This window comes from Lysinibacillus sp. NPDC096212, from assembly GCF_044763105.1.
GTDB lineage: Bacteria > Bacillota > Bacilli > Bacillales_A > Planococcaceae > Lysinibacillus.
This window is the reverse complement of sequence record NZ_JBIWFQ010000023.1, coordinates 78,118-96,241: the sequence shown is the minus strand read 5'-3', so window position 1 is coordinate 96,241 and position 18,124 is coordinate 78,118. Positions and strand designations below refer to the sequence as shown.

Sequence of the window (18,124 nt, the reverse complement as noted above, 5' to 3'; positions counted from 1 at the left end):
AACTTGAAAAAGCTGCCGCCTGCAAAATACAGACAGCAGCTTCAAAAGGTTGCTTAGCTTTTTTTCAAAATGTCCTTTACAAAGGGTACACTTTAGAATCTCCAAGTCTTTTTTCTCCATCAAGTATTACAAAATTAGAGCCTCCTTGTTGCAAATAATACCCCATACTTAATCCAGCTTGCCCAGCACCAATCACAATAACATCTAACATTTCTTTATCCCACATCCTACTTTAAATTAATATATGTTCATTTGTTCATATAATAACGTCATTATAACAACTCCTTCTCACACGTCAAGTAGTTTTCATCAATTATGATCAGAGTTTTTTAAATGTTTTAACACATATTAGGGACAAGTTAATGTATAAGAATGTTGCTGTATTTAATAGGTGACAGCATAAACTGCCTACTTTTTTGAAATAATTTTGATACATATATTAGTTCTATCTAATATGAATTGGAGGAGAATTTATGACACATAATTCTATCGATTTAAAAATTAAGCTAATACATGATTTTCAAATAAGGTACGACTTCAAATTTTAGAATGTATTAAAGATAGGGAAAAAACCGCTTCGCAGATAAAGGCAATCATTCAAATATTTCGCAACACATAGCTTGGGTTCGAAACGAAGGAAAATACTGTTATTATAGCTTGAGAAATGAGCGCATTCGAGAGTTACTTGAAATGTTTAATATCGTATTAGAAGATGTTTAATCTGATGTTGCATGTTGTGCTAAACATATAGATTAGAGGGATAGGGATGGCAGATAAATATTGTAATTCAAATAATCATGCTGATAAAAATAATCAAGAAATAAAGAGGTGTTGTGATAGTTCAAAATCAAGATTCCTGCAATACCCCTGTAGAAGCACCGACTACTTCACCAACCGTCGCTAAACAAATGTTTATTCCACTCGAAGATAATTTAGCAAACCGTATCAACCCAAAACATATAGAGACTGATAAATATCAAATGTATTATTGGATTTTTGGAATGGGCTGTACGGTATGCAGCAGAAGTTGTATTGCCATGACTTGAGAGAACAACCTTTACTTAGTGGTATAAGCATCTATGAAATTAAACAAACGACTTCTGTTCGTTAAGGAAAGGAATCGACTTTTTTAGAGGGACAGCCGAGATACATGTAATTAGGATCATAGTCTAGATTTTATTCCTATCAGTACAGTTTTAAAAAAACAGATCAAAATCTTTATATATATGCGTCAGTTTGTAGCATAGATAAATAATGTAGTATCTGCTGCTTACTGTAGGCAACATGTATATTATTTCTTTCTAGTTTGCTAGCCATAATACTTCCCTCAAAAATTGCAACAATAAAGGAGGCAACCGCCTTTGTATCGATATTAGGTTTTAACTCTCCGTTTTGAATACCTTCTTCGATAATCTCTTCAATCATTTCGAGATATGTATGGAAAACACGAAGTGCCTTTTCTCTTAATTGTGGATTGGTATCATCACTGTCTACGGCAGTATTCAGCAACGGACATCCCCCTTTTATTGGTGGATTATTTATTACATCTTCATATACATTAAAAAAAGCACCGATTTTTTCTGATACTGTATTAGTTTCGTGTAATGCTTCAGAAAAATGTTGTGAGACAGTATCAATAGCGTAATCAAACGCCTCTAAAGCAATCTCATCTTTACTTTTGAAATTGCGATAAATTCCCCCTTTTTGCAGTCCTGTAGCCTCCATAATGTCATTCATTGAACAGCCAGCATACCCTTTCTGATTAAATAATTCTGCCGATTTTAGGATGATGTGCTTTCGTGTTTGTTCACCTTTTCGCATGATATCCTCCATTACTTATTATTGTTGAGAATTTGTAACATGTATTAGTTGTACATTAACATATAGTAAGTTATATTAAAAGAGACTGAATGGTCTCTTTGTGAAATTCACTAATAGGAGCTGGTATTAGAAATACTATTTGATTAACATATAACTTTCTTACAATATCATCGATACATATCATGAAATTAATATGAAAAACAAATTTAATTAAACTAAGGAGAAATCATTATGAAAATCGCAATTATGCTTTTCGATGGAATCACAGCATTAGATGCAATTGGTCCATACGAGGTATTTGCTGCTTCAATGAACTATGAAGTGAAGTTTGTCGCTAAGAAAAAAGGGTTAATTAAACTGGACTCAAATATGGGTTATTTGCATGCAGATTACAGTTTTTCTGAAGTTACTTCAACTGATATTCTTGTTGTTCCAGGTTGCAGTCCGCCAAATTATAGAGCTCCAATGAATGACAAAGAAACGTTAAATTGGATTCGCCAAATACATGAAACTTCAAAATGGACTACGTCAGTTTGTAACGGATCTTTGATTTTGAGCGCCGCAGGCTTGTTAAATGGAACCAAAGCAACTGGTCATTGGGGATCCTTCGACCTGCTCAAATCACTTGGAACCATTCCAACCGATGAGAGAGTGGTTCGTCAGGGCAAAATCGTTACAGCAGCTGGTGTCTCCTCTGGTATTGATATGGCACTCCAATTAATAGCTTGGGAGTTAGGAGAAGATATGAGTAAAGGTGTTCAACTAATTTTGGAATACGATCCTCAACCTCCGTTTGACGCGGGTTCACCAAAGAAAGCACCTACTTTATTGGTAGAACAAATAAGAGGAATGTTACAAGAGTTTGCAAAACGGGAGCCCGATGTATAAATCACAGATAAATCAGTACCTTCTAAATAGTAGTATGAGGGGGGGATTGAGGTAAAAGGTATCTGATCATGACCACTTTCAAGTATTAATGTGAGTTAAGTCTTCAATATTATTAATTTTTGCTATAGTTTTAAAGATTAAGTATACCGGAATTGGTATGACCGAAGAAGTACAAATCGGATCTTTGAACAATTTTATAAAAGTGACCGCTCAAGTAATCGACAGAAAAAAGGTAACAGCTAGGACAGTCTATTGTCCAAAAAATCGTAGAATTACCATGGGAAAATATCTTTCTCAACCTAGTGAAGGTATGATTTTTACGGTCGCTCTTACAAATGGAGAGGAAGTAACAAATGAGAAGTAGACAAGGTTTAGTCATTAGTCTATCTGTTATTGCTGTGATGTGGATTTTGCATACAGCATCTAAGAATTTTATGGTCGACCCGACCTTCTCGACATTGCTTTTGAACAAGGAAGTAGAACTTCCAAATGTAGATTTATGGGCCGTTACGATTCAACTGCATATTGTCTTAGCAATTATTACTTTGATTACCGGTCCATTAGGTCTTTCGGAAAGTATTAGAAAGAAGAGGCCTGTGCTACACCGGTGGAATGGCCGCATCTATGTAGTAGCAATTGTATTCAATATAATTCCAGGTTATTATGTATCGTTTTATGCAAATGGGGGAGTGTGGAGTGTCATTGGCTTTTTAATCTTAAATACACTCTGGTTGCTTACGACGATAAATGGTTATCGTTTTATACGAAAAGGGCAAGTGAGACAACATCGAAATTGGGTACTAAGAAGCTTCTTTTTAACGTTTGCCAATTTAACGATTTACTTAATTATGGCGATTTTTCATTATGGTGTTGGTCTTCAATATGGTTTGTCTTATACGTTTGCAGTTTGGTCGGCCTTTATTCTTAATTTATTATTGGCAGAGCTAGTCATAAGAAAATCGAGCATCTAAGTCGTCCATTACTTGTTATTAGAGTGCATCTCTCTAATTGTAAGTGCTTTATTCTAGTATTAATGAAAATTGTGAACTAGTTTAAGAAGGAAAGAATCAAAAAGCTCAGAGGAATATCCTCTAATTGTTTTTTCGAGTTATTTACATATCTTAATAGAATGTTAACTTGTGGTCGGCATCTTAAACTAAAGAGCGTTTCTGTAATAAACAGGAACGCTTTTTTAAAAGGACTAAAGTTATTTGAAAAACTGTATACCTTCAAGGGATATACTGTTTAAGTAAATGCTTATTCAAAAAAAGGGCTAAATTTTAGAATAGTGAAGGGCACCACATAAGGAGATGAGAATTAAAGAAGTAGGCAAAATAAAATGGCAAGATCGATTTATTAGGATATCTTTATTAGTTTAAAGGGTGCATTAGTTGCATAATTAAAAAAATTCCATTTTGAGGATAAACATATAAATCTAAAATGGAACAATTTATTATTTATACACCCCACATTTAAATAGATTTTTGTCTTGTATCCTCATCTATTATATAGAATTGTCCATTTTTCATAAATGAAATTAGTGAGACAAAGAATAGTAGTCACCATTTTATTGAGATCCAATTTTGAACGGCAAACATTTTGCGATTTTTCATTCAATGAAGGATGGGGATTATTCTCGATATGATATAGAAGTATGTCAACCAATAATAGTAGAAGAGGAATTAAAAGATACTAGAATAAAATTTTTTGAGGAAACAAATTATATCTATACAATACATATAGGTAATTATGACAATATTAATTATGCCTATAATGCCTTATATGACTGGGCTCATTCAAATGGATATCTTTTAGAGGGTCCTTTTATAGAAAAATATTATACAGATGAGTTTATTACATTAGATAGCGATAAATATGTCACTGAAGTAGGTATAGCTATAAAAATTGCTAATTTGAAGGATAGTTGTTGCTTATGATAGACGTGGTGAAGAAGTTTGTTGGCGTAACATCACGACCGTCTTGTATTGGCTGTCCATATTTTTTATCCAGAAAAGACTTGAGCTTCACATTGTGTGAAGCTTTATATTAATACTGATTCGTTCTAGGTGTCTTTTTAGAGTGAATTCCAGAAAAAATGCTTAGTTGATAAAATTCAAAGAATTGGAGTGCATGATTAAATAATTACAATTTTGATGCAAATGTTTACTAGAATTAGGTGAAGGACCTATGAAAAGAAGTTAGAAAAAAGGATTAGAAAGCAATAGAGAAAATATGGTATTTTGAATAAAATTTTAACTATAGGGGGCAATATGCATGTCTTTATTTTCACAAACGATAACTGACTATTGGAAGTCGCAATTTTTAAACGGAGACGTTATCTACAATGATGAAATCTTTACGGTCACCATTAACCCTGATCTGAGCGAAGACAGTCGGATCATGGTGCTGGAAACTACTGACGGCCGGATTTTGGCAGTCTTGTCGCCTGAGATGGCCGAAAAGTTAGACCTTACTAAAGGACAAGAACTGTCTGAGCTGATCTTCCGCCAGAAATTAAATGAAGCAGGAGTCACATTGCATGGCGCAGATTATCTTTTTTATTTTTCAGAAGGAGAAAAGAATGTCTTGCTGCAAGAAAGCCTAGGAGGTACATTGCGTCAATTAAAAGAGCAAGATGGTGCGATTTTCTCAGAGTTCGAGTCTTCCGCTACTGAACAAGACTTAGATGATGCTTATGTCGAGTTGGATCACTGGGCGGTATTCGGCTCTTTTGAGCAAAATCGCCTAGTATGCGCTGCCAGCATGTATCCTTGGGAAGAAGATGTGCAAATTGCGGATCTCGGCGTACTGACTCTGACACATTTTAGAGGAAAAGGTCATGCTCGCAAAGTGGTACGTTCAATCTGCAAGTACGCCTTTGAGCAGGGGTACGAACCACAGTATAGATGCCAGCTCGATAACGAAGCCTCTACATTCCTAGCTAAAGCAGCTGGTTTGACGCTGCTTGGAAAGTGGGATGTGATTTCCCCTGACTGCACTGTCGGAGAGTCCGAGTAGGATTGAAATATAAATTGTTAAAAATTGGGATGAAGATGATTCAAAAGAATTTATCCGTGAATGGGAACCTAATTATGATTAAAAATTATATTTCTCAGCTATTATTCAAGCCTTACCAAAAAGAAATAGTTGTTGATGGATAAGATCAATCTCAGTTGGATAAAATATTTGTGAACTTAAAAAGTTCAAATTTCAAGGATTGGGAGGACTATATATGTCATCTGAAATGGGAGAAATACATCGTACTGGTCAAGACATTAACGACGAAATAGTACATTTTGGTGGGCAAGCTGAGAGTATTTTTAGTTCATTGGCTGAACAAGGTCGACTTTCAATACAAAAGAAAGCAGACGAATTAGCTGCACAGTATCTTGAAAGTAATCCTAATCCAGACTATTATGATTGTGTTGAAATTGTAGCAGAGGGAGTTTTGACAGCAGGGAAAGAAATAAAGGCTAGCAGTGGTTCTTGGGGAGAATCAGTAGATACAGCACTTGGTGCTGGTGTTGAAATTCCAGCAGCAAAAATAGCTTGTAAAAGAATAACGATGTTGTCTTAACATTAATTTTTGAAAAAGCGTAGGCGTAAAAAGCTTATGCTTTTTGATATTTATTGATTTCTTTTATCCTCTCCTCAATAGTAATTTTAGTTGTCTGGACATTCTTGGCCATATACAAAAGTACAGATATTATGGGGAATTGACGTATTTAAGCCCTCCTTCACGCCAAATAATTTTAGTTTACATAATATAGATACCTAATTATCGAAAGCTTCCTATAATTTATCGTTCAAAAGGGAATTATTCGTTTAAATAATACCAATTATCGTTTAATCTAGATTCTCCTTAAGACGAATAAAATATTCACCGTAACAATTAATTGCACTTCCAATTGTTAGACAAAAATGTAACCTAAGCCAGCAGATGCAGCAAGAACACTAGAAGAGTTAGGTATAAAGGTAAGGATCAAGGATTGTATCGCAGAAGTAAAATTTAATGGCAATCAATATTTTTTCTTATCGGAAATAATTGGAGGTGATTTTGGAACTGGGCAAGATGAAGAGTACACTGACAAAAACAAAGATAGAGGAACTTATTTACCAATATAGGTAGAGGTCGAAAAAATGTTGATGATCGATGTTAAGCCGAAAGAAGTTGCTTTAAAGATTCATTCTTTATTCAAGTAGAAAACTACCTGATGCAGTGTAATGTTACTAAACAATACGAGAAAAGAAATTATAAATCACTGAGTTAAGTTGACCCTGAATGAGGGAGGATGTGACGGTCAACCAACGCCACAACCGAATCAGTACGTGCGATACACTTTGTCCAAGTAGAGATTACTTATACATAAAAACGTAGCGTCGTCACACGCTACAGCAAACTATTGAACATTATTAGGATTTAATTAACATCCATTGTAAAACAAACTCTTTGGAGAATTTTATTTTTTTTGAACTACTTGATTTATTACTTTTTTCGGGAATACTTCGTTATTACTTAATATGTGAGCTAATAAGAATAAGTGTAATTCCTGTAAATAGGCAAATGATTCTCGCCACTGGAATTTTATCAGCTAGTCCAAATAATGCAATTGCTGTCGTTACGATTAAAACTGTTGGACCAACCAAAGCAAGCATTGTATTAATATAGAATGCTTTTTCTAAATTATTCAACTTTAGCATCAACAATCCAGCACTTACTTCAATACTTCCAGACAATACACGTAAAATAACCATAGCAAGAACCGATTTTTCAATAATTGTCATCATCCTATCTTTATAGAAAATTTCCGCTTATAATATAATCCCATCATTAGGATAATAATAGACTTCTGTTTTAATGAAATACTAAAATCAATATATGTATGATTCTTATCAAATATTCTTGTTATATTATGCTATATAGTGTTTATTTAATAGGTGACTTTCTAGTTAAAAGTTCAAATAATTTATTAATTGAATCAGTTTCATAAGTCCAATTTTTGTTTTTGAAAGGAAATAGTATAGGTGCATTGTTTATGATCTTGCAAAATCTAATAGAAGACTAAAGTGAAACCGAAAAATACGCTTAGTATTAAATATTGAAGAAATTAGGAAAAGCTTTAGTCTATAGTTGTAGAAAATCAAGGAGGTATTCACCCTAAATTATGTAAAATCGAGAAACATGGAAGGCTTTTATTGTGCGCTGTGAGAGTGATCGAGATGGGTAACTGTACGTGATACTGAATCTCGATTCGTCTCATAGCGTTATTTTTAATGTACATGTCTAAAATTTCTTGGCTCAATAATTTAAAAAAACTAGAAGTTCTTGTCCATACACAAACAATAGGAAAGCCTCCACTTCTTTTGTTTTAGTTTACATAAAATAAATAGTTTATTCATAATTTTTCAACGGTTGGTTCCTATAATTTAATGTTCAAAAGGGGATTATTCTTACATATTGTTGTAATGTCGTTTACAGTATATTTGCCAATACTATAAAAAATATTCACATAAGCAATACATACGTAAGTGACAAACATTATGTTCACTTTCTGTTTTGAAAATTTTAAGCCATTTTTCCTTCTTTTAGATATCTCTTTTCGCACAGATTGTTGCTATACTAGGGAAATTCGAAATGTAATGATTTTGGTTTCAGCTTTTCTATTACTATTAACAATAGGAATAAAACGTGCTTAATCATACAAATGCTGGACTATTTAAGTATTGTCCAAAGTCAGTTCCTTTTATGCGATATCATTCACTAGTAATTGTAATCTATAAAAACACTTCCTGCTGAACTGCAAATTGCAGCAATTGCTGAAGATGATCAAGAGATTATGGCCATTCAGCATACGAAATATCCCGGTATTTGGCTTGCAATTTCATCCCGAATCAATCGGTACAAAAGAGGGAGACTTAATGATTCAAATATTTTAGATTCTTATTGTAAAGAAGGAGTTTAATAATAGATGTAAAACACCCTTATCTATATTTAGATAAGAGTGTTTTACGTTTGTAAGATACCAAGGTTTAAACTATTTATTTAAATTCAAAGCATTAGTTATTTGTTCTTCAATTTGAGTAACAGTTGTTAAACCTTCCAACGTTGCTTCTTCAATCGTTCTTGGTGCGAGACAATCACCAATTTGAGCTACATAAGGAGCCATGTTCTTTATTGTCTCAAACAGTTCTGTGTTTGGTATTCTTCCAACAGCTAAAATAACATGATCAGCATTTATTAATCTTTTCTCATGTGTAAATAGATTACGCATGTAAATTCCATCTTTCGAGATTCCACCAAAATCGTGATGTGTAATCATTTCGATATTTGCCTCGTATAAGTATTTCATATATTCATTTCGTAAATACTGATGTACATCTTCTGCAATATATAAACGCGCAGTAACAAGTGTTACTTGACAACCCTTTTCTGCTAAATAAAGGCTTGCCTCTAGCGCAGCCCAATCTCCTTTAAAATCAAATACTACTGCCTTTTCGTTCTTTTTAAAAATGTTTTTCTTAAATACATCATCAATTAATATCACTCTCTCATCCATTACTCCTTCGACATTAGGAATATAAGGTCGTGAACCAACTGCACAAATAATTGCATCCGCCTTAAAATCTTCAATTTCCTTTGGAGACAACTTTGTATTAAGCTTTAGTTGGATATTAGTCAATGCCAGTTGGCGTGAAAAATTATCGAGCATCGCTGAAGCCATTTCATTTCGTTGTGGGGCAAGTAGCATCAAATTAAGCGACCCACCAATACGATCCGATTGATCCACCACTGTTACATCATAACCCATAGTATCCGCAGTTATGGCTGCCTCAAGTCCACCAGGTCCAGCGCCAATAATTAGTACTTTTCTAGAAGGGTTATTTTGCTGAAGAACGCGCTCAAAGAATACTTCGTTACCTACTTGTGGATTTTGAACACAACCAATTGGTAAATCTTTATGATAATGTCCAATGCATGCTTGTAGACAACCAATGCAAGCATTTATCATTTGATGTTCACCATTATTTGCCTTATTTGGCATATCAGGATCGACAATAGTAGCACGTGTCATTCCAACCATATCCGCTCGACCACTACTAATAATTTTTTCACCTTGAATCGGATCGACAATTCGTGAACCAACGAACACATGGACTGCTGCTTCTAGACGTATTTTAAAGCTATCAGGGGCCAAGTAAGCCTGTTTCATCGGAGCCGGCGGAACAATGTGAGTAGAACCTGCATAAGTACTGGAATCGCCAGCAGTAATATTAATAAAATCAACACGAACTTTATCCGTCAAATACTCTGCAATTTTAATGGAGTCTTTAATAGTTAATCCATCCATTGTCATCTCATCAGAACTCATTCGAATTCCTACAGTAAAATCTTCGCCAACTTCTTCCCATATTGCTTGTATTGTTTCTACTATAAAACGCATACGATTTTCAAAGCTTCCACCATATTCATCGTTGCGTTTATTGGTTTGTTCACTCCAAAATTGTGCAGGTAAATACCCATGGGAACAACAAACCTCAACACCGTGTAGTCCGCCATCCTTTGCATTGCGCGCTGACTTAGCAAAACCTGTGATCACCTCTTGAATTTCTGAGACTGACATTGGCCGTGGCATTGTGCCAAAACGCAGACTTGGGATAGAAGAGGGAGCTAGTGCAGCAGATCGATAATTACTGGACACAATTTCACGTCCACCGTGAAAAAGTTGTGCAAACACTTTCGTATCATATGGAGAAACTTTCTCTATCAACTTACGATAGATTTCTTTAATACTAGGATCAAAAGCAGCAATTGTATGTGTCGTTAAAAGACCAGACGAATGCACTGCACCAGCTTCTAAAATAATCAAACCAAGACCACCTCTTGCACGAGTAACATGATAAGCAATTAAATCATCTGTAGGAATACCGTCCAATACGTGATTTGTTTGATGTGCTGTTGATAAAATACGATTTTTGATTGTCGTATTTCCAATTTCAACAGGTGTAAATAAATATTTAAATACTGACATAGCAAATCCTCCTTCTTTTAAGCATGTGAGATAGGCCAATAATAGAAAACAAATGTGATAATTACGACAGCGATTCCACTTATGATTAAATAAGTAGGGTATCGTTTTGTAATTGCCATTTCTCGTTTCTCATTTTCTTCCATTGGTTGTTGATGAAGCATTCGTTGATATGAAACTTCTTCCTCGGTAATAACACCAAATTTAGAAACTACATACAGAGTAATAGAGCTAAGGATAAATCCTATAATTACTGGATGGAGGTAAATAGGTAACTTAATTAATGTACCGATCGCTTCTCCAGCAATTACTCCTAAAAAACCTGCAATAATGCTCCAGAAAGCACCAAGACTTGTTACAGTTTTTGAAAATACACTTGAAAAAGCAACAGGTCCCCATGATGCTGCAAAAAGAGTTGCTGCAAAATAGCCAATCCACATGACAGCAGGAGGTTGCCATATACCAATTATTAGAATGATAAGCGTCACCATAATCATTGAAATTCGACTAAAACTCAGTAGTTTCTGATCACTATATTTCTTCTTACTAAATGGTTGAATGATATCATTAGCGATACTACTACCGATAAGTTGTAAAAATGTTGCACATGATGAAAGAGCTGCTGCCATAATGCCGCTTACAATGATTACTCCAAGCCAAGAAGGGACAAGATGCATTGCTGCCCAAATAAATACTTTTTCCGTAGGGTGAATAGAGGAATTCACATTGTTGATCATCGCCATACTAGAATGTAAGAATATATAAATCGTAAAAATCGAAATAGTTGCCCAAACACCTGAACGAATGGCTACATGCTCATTTTTGGCCATTAAGTATCGACTGCTTTGCCATGGACTAATCGCTACTACAGAACCCCATACGAGTCCCATTATAACTGCCCATATTAATACATCAGTTGGCGACCCCATATAGGCGCCTGATCCGGTAACACCGTGCCAGCTAAAGATATTGGGTTTTTCTACATTATTAGCAGCTTTCATAATTGCAGCAGGGAAACCGCCAGTAGCTTTGATGATGAATGGAAAAGACACATAAGCTGCTAACGAGAAAATAAAGAACATGATCGTGTCATTAACCATTACACCTTTTGCACCTGACATTACCGTAAAGGAGGCGAAGACAATACACATAATCACAATAGCTATGGCATAAGGGATATTGAATATTTCGGACAATAGAAGAGATGAGCCTTGAGTAACTGCCACTAAGTATGCAGCAATACCAATAACTGTTGTAATCGCAGCAATTAAGCGAACTTTTCTTGAATTAAAGCGATTCCCGAAGTACTCAGGAACAGTAAGAGATTTACTTCTTCTTAAATAACGTCCAAAAAGAAAAACTCCAAATATATAACCACTTCCATTAAAAATTACTAGAATTAATAATGGAATCGGATAACCTTCATAAGAAAACCCGGCTTCCCCCATAAAAGATACAGTACTTAAAAAGGATGCCACTAACGTCCCTGTAACCATTAACGTTGATCCACTTCGACCAGATATATAAAAGTCTTCCGTATTTTTGACGTTTTTTGATAGTATTGCACCAATAGCAATATATAAAATAAACGATACAATGATCCCTATGATAAATACCATCGACTACACCGCCTTATCAACTTTTTTAGGTATAGTTGGTTGAGAAGCTAGCTGTTCCATTTTTTTTAAATAACTCCTTGTAATAAAGCCCAAAACAATAAGTGAACCTCCATAAGCTATTGTAAAAATAAATTCTCCCATTATAACCCCTCCTTTAGATAATAAATAAACCCCTTAGATAAGAAAAAGTGAAATAACGATTGTTTCCAATTCATGGTATAATTTAAGCAACACTTACAAAAATATTAAAATTTAAGTGTCGCTTAAAATATACAATATTCGAAATATTCAGTCAAGGAGGGTTTTTTATGAATAACCAATCATTAGGAGAGAATATTAGAAGAATTCGTAAAGAAAAACACTATACCATTGAAATAATCGCAAAGAAAACTGGATTAACAGCAAGCTTTATCAGCCAATTTGAGCGTGGTTTGACGGATGGCTCAGTTGCAACTATAAAAAAAATAGCAGATGCTTTAGATCTACCTGTTTCTGCACTATTTAGTGACAATGAAGTGGATCCACATATAATTGAGGATGTCTCGATCGTTCGTAAAGATAGACGAAAAAAAATGCCATATCCAAATGGAAAGTTAACGGACTACATGCTGACAACAGGAGAGGGAAAACTACAGGTTCTTTTATGTGAAGTAGAGCCGGGAGGATGCAGTGGTTCTCAGTATAATCATGCAGGTGATGAGGAATGTATTATAATTATAGAAGGGCAGATGGAAATTACCGTAGATACAAATACTTATATCTTAAATATTGGAGATACAATTAATTTTCCAAGTCATAGACACCATGCTTGGCGCAATATTGGAAAAGAAACTTTGAAGGTAATATGGATAATCACGCCTACTGGTTTCTAGGAGGGCAGACGATATAAACACCACTACCAATAATTTTCACTCAATCTACAAATAATTAAATAAAAACCAATTAAATATGATGTTGCACATTTAAAGTTCAACATCTTTGCGCAGTATAACTTCATGGATTAATGCAGAGCAAGTTACTTTAAGAAATGTGTTTTCGGTAGCTGTAGAACATACCTTCTTAACGGAAGGGATAATACGCTAAAAAACTTCCTGAGGTTGAACTAATTGAAACTAATTTGGAGCTAAATGTATCAGATAGAGGAGAAGAAGAGTTTGGTTCTACAGGTCTAAAATGATTAGTTGGTAGGGATAGTTGCTAAAGAAGTTGTGGACAACCTTAGATTTTTATAACAGTAAGATAAATTTAATTGTATAAATATTTCATACACTTCTTTCAATGCTAAAAGGGGGGAGTCCCATTCTATACCCCATTTAAACTAAATAATATTTTTTGAACCCTTGTCCCCATAGAAAAAACACCTCCAGATTGAGTATTTCAGGTTTAAATACCCGCTATTCAATGAAAGGTGTTTTTATTTGTCTCCTATAATTAGGTTAGTACGGTACGCTTTTGTAAGTGATCGAGTTTTTTATTGAATAGATATGACGAGTATCGAAAAGCTAAATATATTGTTTCTGATTTGACTTGCTATCAATTTTTATCACAATATTTCCTTATTAGTTTCGATGCTTGTGTTTGACTAATTTGTAAATCACTTGCCACTCTTCTAGAACTACCATACTTTTCATATGACTTTTTCACCATTTTTTCTTTCACAAAATCGATCGCTTCTCTCAACGTAGCAGGTGAATCTTGATGCACTTGTTCGATTTGACGGTACATTAACTCTGGTAAGTCCTCCACATCAATGACGTCATCGCTTATAATGACTAATCTTTCCATGACATTTTCGAGTTGTCGAATATTTCCTGGCCAAGAGTACTCCGTAAACAACTTTAAGCATTTTTCTGAAATAACTTTATTCGTTTCGTACATGACATTAAATTTATACAAAAATTTATACGTTAACGGAATGATATCCTCTTTTCTCTCTCTAAGTAACGGCAATTGAATATCGATCACATTTAAACGATAAAACAAATCTTCGCGGAACTGTTTTTTTTCTACCATTTCAATAAGCTTTTGATTCGTTGCTGCGATAATACGGACATTCACTTTTTTCTCTTTAGCACTACCAATCGGAATGAATATCTTATCTTGAATTACTCGAAGCAATTTTGCTTGAAGGGGTAAAGACAACTCTCCTATCTCATCTAAAAATAATGTGCCTTCTTCTGCTGATTCAATTAATCCGATTTTACCGCCCTTATTTGCACCCGTGAAAGATCCAGCACTATACCCAAATAATTCGGCTTCTAACAAATCTGCCGGAATCGCCGCACAATTAATGGTTAAGAATGGATGAGATTTACGATTGCTAGCATTATGAATATGCTGCGCAAGCACTCCCTTCCCAGTTCCTGATTCCCCTTGTATTAAGATCGTCGATTCGGTTTTTGCAACTCTCTGTGCTAATAGAAGCAATTTCTTTACTTTTTTATTATTTGTCATCATCTCCGATTCGATTATATTGGGTTCTCGATTAGGATCCATCTTATTTTGCTGCGTCAATTTTAGCATTTTATAGTTTTGCAATTCTCGGGCTGTCGTCACAATTAATTTAATTTCATTATCCTTATTTATTATAGGTATAGCAGATGTTAGCAATTCAGCACCTAAGATAGTAGTTTGTTTTATGAAGATGGGTCTTTTCTTTTCGTATACTTCAGGAAGTACAGACGGTGTCCAATACCCCTCGTTAAATAATTCATCGCTAAATCTTCCGATTACATCAGACTTCTTCAATCCGTAATGCCGCTCACATGCATTATTCACAAAAATAATTCGTCTATTTTCATCAAGAACAAAGATCTCATCCGACGAATAATCTAAAATTTGGAGCAATGCCTCCATTTCAAGATCAGTAGATAAACTAGCGAACATTTAAAAACCTCCCCCTCATTAAAATTGAGTCTAATAAAATTCAAATTGAGTCAATTTAAGTTCGTTCAATCATCAAGAGTTCACGCATTTTGATAACGAAACTAGCTAAACATCAAGCTTACTTAAAAGTGGCATGAAAATTGCTTTATAAGTTTATGAATCGTTCATCAAGGACTTTTAAGTGAAGAGAGGATGTTGATGTGAATGAATAAATGATGTGCCTAAGTTTACTCTATAGGATATAGGAAGTAATGTAAATGTCTGATATTTATAATTACTCTAATTGCAAAAAACGGAGGTTTTTTTAATGAATGGATATTCCAAAATATATGATATTACTATAATTGGTGGAGGTCCCATTGGTTTATTCACCGCATTTTATGCTGGAATGCGACAAGCCTCCATCAATATTATTGAAAGTTTACCGCAACTTGGCGGACAGTTATCGGCACTTTATCCGGAAAAGTTTATTTATGATGTAGCAGGATTTCCTAAAGTAAGTGCGCAAAACCTTGTGAATAACCTCATCGAACAGATGAATCAGTTTAAAGTGGATCATTGTCTTGGCCAAACAGTCCAAACGATTTATAGACGCGACGATGGTGTTTTTGAACTTACGACAAATGAACAAACGCATTACTCAAAAACGATTATTATTACTGCTGGAAATGGTGCGTTCCAACCAAAAACAATGAAGTTGGAAAATGAAGAAACTTTCGTTGGAAAGAACTTGCATTATTTCGTTGACACGATTGAGAAGTTTGCTAATAAAGAAGTTGTAATATTCGGCGGCGGTGACTCTGCTGTTGATTGGGCGCTTATGTTAGAACCAATTGCAAAAAAAGTAACATTAGTTCATAGAAGAGATTCGTTTAAGGCACATGAGTATAGTGTTGATCTGTTAAAAAAATCACGTGTGGAAATCCTAACACCATATGTCCCAACAAAATTAATCGGAGACGTACAAATAGAGAAAGTCATCATTCAAAACAACAAAAGTGAAGAAACAATCGAATTAACGGTAGATGATGTTCTTGTAAACTACGGTTTCGTTTCTTCGCTAGGTCCGATAAAAAACTGGGGATTGGAGATCGAAAAAAATTCAATCGTTGTAAACTCGAAGATGGAAACAAATATTGAAGGGATCTACGCAGTAGGGGATATTTGTACGTACGAAGGAAAAGTAAAGCTAATTGTAACAGGATTTGGAGAGGCGCCGATTGCAGTCAATGAGGCGAAAATGTACGTTGATCCACAAGCAAAAAAACAAACACTTCATAGCACAAGCCTGATGGAGACAACATTTAAAGAGAAAGTAACAAACTAAAAATCATATGAGGAGGAAAAGATATGACAGTATATACGATGGTGGACCGCGAAACATGTATAGCATGCGGCGCATGTTCTGAAAACGCTCCTCATTTATTTGACCATGATGAAGAAGGTCTTTCCTTTTCAGTACTTGATCTAAATGCTGGTAATACCGAGATCCACGAAGATTTTATAGAAGAATTAGAAATTGCAGTAGAGGAATGTCCAACAAATTCGATTAAAATCGCGACTGAACCGTTTACTATAAAAAATAAGACGTAATTTGAGTTAGGAAAAACTCACTTTCCCCATTTCTAAGCGTAAAAAAACTTCTCTGCCTTGATGCTATCGTCTTTTCGAAGTTGGTACAATAATTGCGATATAGAGCTATAGATATCAAATTGCTTTTTTTATAGGGAGGATGAAAGAACAATGACAATCAATACGTTTAGCAACAAAGCAAATGCGACTTTGTCTTACAAAAACTATGTGGAACAACAATACTTTGATGAAGAAAAAGAAAATATCTTTTCTAAAAAGTGGGTCTTCGTTGGCCATATGAGTCAATTAGAAAAAGTAGGCGATTTTTTCACTTTCGAAATTGCTGGAGAATCCATTATTGTTAGCAAAAACAACGATGGAAAAGTAAATGCCTTTTATAACATTTGCCCACACCGCGGTACACGTGTTGAAAAAAGCGCTTCCGGAAACAAAAAAGTATTTCTCTGTTCATACCATGGTTGGTCTTTCAAACTAGACGGAAAAGTAAATCGTGCACCAAATTTTGATAAAGATAGTTTAGGTGACCACAATTGCATGACACCTGTTAAGCTAGAAATTTACCAATCTCTCATTTTTGTAAACTTAGATCCAAACGCTAAATCGTTTCAATCCGAATATAGCGATCTAGTTGAAAGTCTTGATCAATATAAGTTTTTAAATGCTTTGAAGAGAATCCGAACGACTCAAAGGGTAATCGAAGCAAATTGGAAAGCAGTCGTTGACAATTATTTAGAGTGTGATCATTGTAAATTAGCGCACCCAGCATTTGCAAAAACATTTGATTTGGAAAACTACAATATCGACACGTTTAACACATACACTTGTCAATATTCTGAAATGAAACAAGGAGAAGAAGCAGATCCAGCATTTTTCTATTGGGTATGGCCTAACTTAATGATTAGCATTTATCCTGGTGAAGAAGGAAACATAACGACAAGCCAAATACTACCTATCTCACCAAACCAATCTTTGGCAATTTACAGCTACTATTTTAGTTCCGATAAAATTACGGATAAACAAGAAGAACTTATTAAATTTGTCGATCAAGTTCGTAAAGAAGACTTTGATCTCGTTGAATTATTGCAAACTGGGCTTCATACAAAGGCTTTTGATCATGGGATTTATTCACCAACTGAGCATGGCATAAAGCATTTCCACAAGCAGTACAAGGAAGCAATGGGCATTCCTGAATAATAATTTAAACTTGCTAATAAAAAGGAAAGTACATTTAAAAAAATGTTATAAATAACAGACTCTTTTAATCATTCCTAAATAATTGTAAAGAGAAAA

General features: G+C 34.6%; 16 protein-coding genes and 1 pseudogene. 10 read left to right on the top strand and 7 right to left on the bottom strand.

Annotated elements, in window-relative coordinates:
• Positions 1-94 precede the first annotated feature (94 nt).
• Positions 95-211 (bottom strand): annotated as a pseudogene (locus ACIQ7T_RS20035) (FAD-binding protein); the annotation flags it as partial.
• Positions 212-1,218: 1,007 nt separating this feature from the next.
• Positions 1,219-1,821 carry a TetR/AcrR family transcriptional regulator gene (locus tag ACIQ7T_RS20030; RefSeq protein ID WP_370076375.1) on the bottom strand — a complete coding sequence of 201 codons (603 nt, stop codon included), beginning with the start codon at positions 1,819-1,821 and terminating at the stop codon, positions 1,219-1,221.
• A gap of 231 nt (positions 1,822-2,052) precedes the next feature.
• Between ACIQ7T_RS20030 and ACIQ7T_RS20025 the strand changes: the two genes are divergently transcribed.
• The 5 genes from ACIQ7T_RS20025 (at position 2,053) to ACIQ7T_RS20005 (ending at position 6,286) form a co-directional block, all read left to right on the top strand.
• Entirely contained in the window at positions 2,053-2,709 is a 657-nt protein-coding gene (locus ACIQ7T_RS20025; protein ID WP_370076377.1) for a DJ-1/PfpI family protein, read from the top strand.
• Between the two features lie 353 nt (positions 2,710-3,062).
• The gene (locus ACIQ7T_RS20020) at positions 3,063-3,680 is read left to right on the top strand and encodes a DUF2306 domain-containing protein (RefSeq protein WP_370076379.1); all 618 of its coding nucleotides are present in this window, start codon (positions 3,063-3,065) and stop codon (positions 3,678-3,680) included.
• 612 nt (positions 3,681-4,292) lie between these two features.
• Positions 4,293-4,646: a GyrI-like domain-containing protein gene (locus ACIQ7T_RS20015; protein WP_370076381.1), complete on the top strand. Its 354-nt coding sequence runs from the start codon at positions 4,293-4,295 to the stop codon at positions 4,644-4,646.
• 337 nt (positions 4,647-4,983) lie between these two features.
• Entirely contained in the window at positions 4,984-5,727 is a 744-nt protein-coding gene (locus ACIQ7T_RS20010; RefSeq protein ID WP_370076383.1) for a GNAT family N-acetyltransferase, read from the top strand.
• Between the two features lie 214 nt (positions 5,728-5,941).
• A complete protein-coding gene (locus ACIQ7T_RS20005; protein WP_370076385.1) occupies positions 5,942-6,286 on the top strand; it encodes a hypothetical protein in 345 nt (114 codons plus the stop codon).
• A gap of 935 nt (positions 6,287-7,221) precedes the next feature.
• Here the strand turns inward: ACIQ7T_RS20005 and ACIQ7T_RS20000 are convergent.
• Entirely contained in the window at positions 7,222-7,497 is a 276-nt protein-coding gene (locus ACIQ7T_RS20000) for a YqhV family protein (protein WP_068984284.1), read from the bottom strand.
• Between the two features lie 1,035 nt (positions 7,498-8,532).
• Here ACIQ7T_RS20000 and ACIQ7T_RS19995 point away from each other — a divergent pair.
• On the top strand, positions 8,533-8,646 hold the full coding sequence (locus ACIQ7T_RS19995) for a glutamine amidotransferase-related protein (RefSeq protein ID WP_370076388.1): 114 nt from the start codon (positions 8,533-8,535) through the stop codon (positions 8,644-8,646).
• 98 nt (positions 8,647-8,744) lie between these two features.
• On the opposite strand, the gene ACIQ7T_RS19990 is transcribed toward ACIQ7T_RS19995, so the two are convergent.
• Genes ACIQ7T_RS19990 through ACIQ7T_RS19980 form a run of 3 tightly spaced genes read right to left on the bottom strand, consistent with a single transcriptional unit; the run spans position 8,745 to position 12,496 of the window.
• Positions 8,745-10,739, bottom strand: a complete 1,995-nt coding sequence (locus ACIQ7T_RS19990; RefSeq protein ID WP_402872906.1) for an oxidoreductase — start codon at positions 10,737-10,739, stop codon at positions 8,745-8,747.
• Between the two features lie 17 nt (positions 10,740-10,756).
• Complete coding sequence (locus tag ACIQ7T_RS19985; RefSeq protein ID WP_370076392.1) at positions 10,757-12,355, bottom strand: sodium:solute symporter family protein; 1,599 nt, start codon at positions 12,353-12,355, stop codon at positions 10,757-10,759.
• A 3-nt stretch (positions 12,356-12,358) separates the two neighbouring features.
• On the bottom strand, positions 12,359-12,496 hold the full coding sequence (locus ACIQ7T_RS19980; RefSeq protein ID WP_370076394.1) for a hypothetical protein: 138 nt from the start codon (positions 12,494-12,496) through the stop codon (positions 12,359-12,361).
• 167 nt (positions 12,497-12,663) lie between these two features.
• Here ACIQ7T_RS19980 and ACIQ7T_RS19975 point away from each other — a divergent pair, with 167 nt between their 5' ends.
• The gene (locus tag ACIQ7T_RS19975) at positions 12,664-13,227 is read left to right on the top strand and encodes a helix-turn-helix domain-containing protein (RefSeq protein ID WP_370076396.1); all 564 of its coding nucleotides are present in this window, start codon (positions 12,664-12,666) and stop codon (positions 13,225-13,227) included.
• Between the two features lie 661 nt (positions 13,228-13,888).
• Here the strand turns inward: ACIQ7T_RS19975 and ACIQ7T_RS19970 are convergent.
• Positions 13,889-15,241, bottom strand: coding sequence for a sigma-54 interaction domain-containing protein (locus tag ACIQ7T_RS19970; RefSeq protein WP_370076398.1), 1,353 nt, complete (start codon positions 15,239-15,241; stop codon positions 13,889-13,891).
• A 307-nt stretch (positions 15,242-15,548) separates the two neighbouring features.
• Between ACIQ7T_RS19970 and ACIQ7T_RS19965 the strand changes: the two genes are divergently transcribed.
• The 3 genes from ACIQ7T_RS19965 to ACIQ7T_RS19955 all read left to right on the top strand — a co-directional run bounded on the left by ACIQ7T_RS19965 (position 15,549) and on the right by ACIQ7T_RS19955 (position 18,028).
• Positions 15,549-16,568, top strand: coding sequence for an NAD(P)/FAD-dependent oxidoreductase (locus ACIQ7T_RS19965; RefSeq protein WP_370076400.1), 1,020 nt, complete (start codon positions 15,549-15,551; stop codon positions 16,566-16,568).
• A gap of 23 nt (positions 16,569-16,591) precedes the next feature.
• Positions 16,592-16,834 (top strand): ferredoxin, encoded by a 243-nt coding sequence (locus ACIQ7T_RS19960; RefSeq protein WP_370076402.1) that lies wholly within the window; start codon positions 16,592-16,594, stop codon positions 16,832-16,834.
• 150 nt (positions 16,835-16,984) lie between these two features.
• Complete coding sequence (locus tag ACIQ7T_RS19955; RefSeq protein ID WP_402872899.1) at positions 16,985-18,028, top strand: aromatic ring-hydroxylating oxygenase subunit alpha; 1,044 nt, start codon at positions 16,985-16,987, stop codon at positions 18,026-18,028.
• Positions 18,029-18,124 lie beyond the last annotated feature (96 nt).